This is a genomic window from Streptomyces sp. NPDC058964 (assembly GCF_042741275.1).
Taxonomy (GTDB): domain Bacteria; phylum Actinomycetota; class Actinomycetes; order Streptomycetales; family Streptomycetaceae; genus Streptomyces.
This window is the reverse complement of sequence record NZ_JBHYKH010001014.1, coordinates 1-1,210: the sequence shown is the minus strand read 5'-3', so window position 1 is coordinate 1,210 and position 1,210 is coordinate 1. Positions and strand designations below refer to the sequence as shown.

The window sequence follows — 1,210 nt, the reverse complement described above, 5'->3', positions numbered from 1 at the left end:
AGGCGGCGGCGAGGGACTGCTGCACGCCGGAACTGCGGTGGTCCCGGAAGCGGCACAGGAACTGCAGCGCGGCCTCGCTGCCCACGCCGACGGCGGTCTCCACCACGCGGGCCGCCAGGCCGAGGTCGGTCTCTTCCGGTCCCGGCAGCAGGCCCAGCACCAGGTCGCCCCCGGCGCGCGCCAGTTCCCGCGCCGCGTCGAAGGTCTTCGGCGGCACGTGCGCGAGCAGCCCGGCCTCGACCCGCTTGCGCACCCCCGGGTCGACTTCCGCCACGTACTGGAGCCCGGCGGCCGCCAGCAGACTGCCGCGCGCGTGAGGCAGCTCCGTCAGCCGGCTCAGCACGTACTCCGCCTCCCTGGGCCGGGCGTGCGCGAGGGCGAGCAGGACGACGTCCTCCCAGTCGTCCATCTCCGCGTGGTTGACCAGCAGGTCGAAATCCATCTCCTGCACGGCCAGCCGGGCACCCAGATAGTCCCGGAACGTGCGGTGCAGGAAGTCCACCCGTGCCTCGGCGGGCTCGCGGAGCAGTCCGGAGCGCAGCAGCAGCGCGCGGTAGACGTCCTCCTCGCCGGTGTCCGCCAGGCCCAGCGCGGGCAGCGCACGGCCGATGAGCTGCAGGGTCTCGGTCCGGTCCATCTCCTGGCGGCCGTTGCGGATCAGCCACCACGCCAGCTTCTGCAGCAGCTGCACCTGGGTCGCGTACGGCAGTCGCGGCCCCTCGGGCCCGGGCAGTTCGCGCTCCCGGTCGCGGCGCTCCAGGAGCATGGTCAGGGCGGCCTCGTACAGGGACTTGCGGTCCTGCGGCAGGAAGCCGCGGCGATCGCGGTGCAGGGCGCACAGCATGCCGCACATCAGCGGGTTGGTGGCCAGCCGGTTCAGCTCGGAGGTGCTCCGCACGGACCTCAGCAGTGACTCGCCGACCGACTCCGCCCCGCCGGCCGCGCGGTGCCAGCGCCGTACGAAGGTGGCGACGTCGTCCTGGGACATCCGGGCGAGGGTGTGCTCGCCGAAGCCCTCGGCGGCCAGCCAGTCGTCCGGCACGGCCGACGGGCGTGAGGTGACCAGCCACAGGTTCCCGGGGAAGGCCCGCACCAGCTCGCGCAGCCAGCGCCGGGCGGCGGCGCGGCGGTCGCCGGCGATCTCGTCGATGCCGTCCACCAGCAGCATGCCGCGCCGGGCCCGCCGGACGCGCGCGGCCCACCCCCGCGG

General features: G+C 74.8%; 1 protein-coding gene. It reads right to left on the bottom strand.

Features of this window, described 5'->3' with window-relative positions; all coding sequences use genetic code 11:
- A partial coding sequence (locus tag ACFW2E_RS47285; protein WP_384478466.1) for an NACHT domain-containing protein occupies nt 1-1,210 on the bottom strand: 1,210 nt, incomplete at both ends.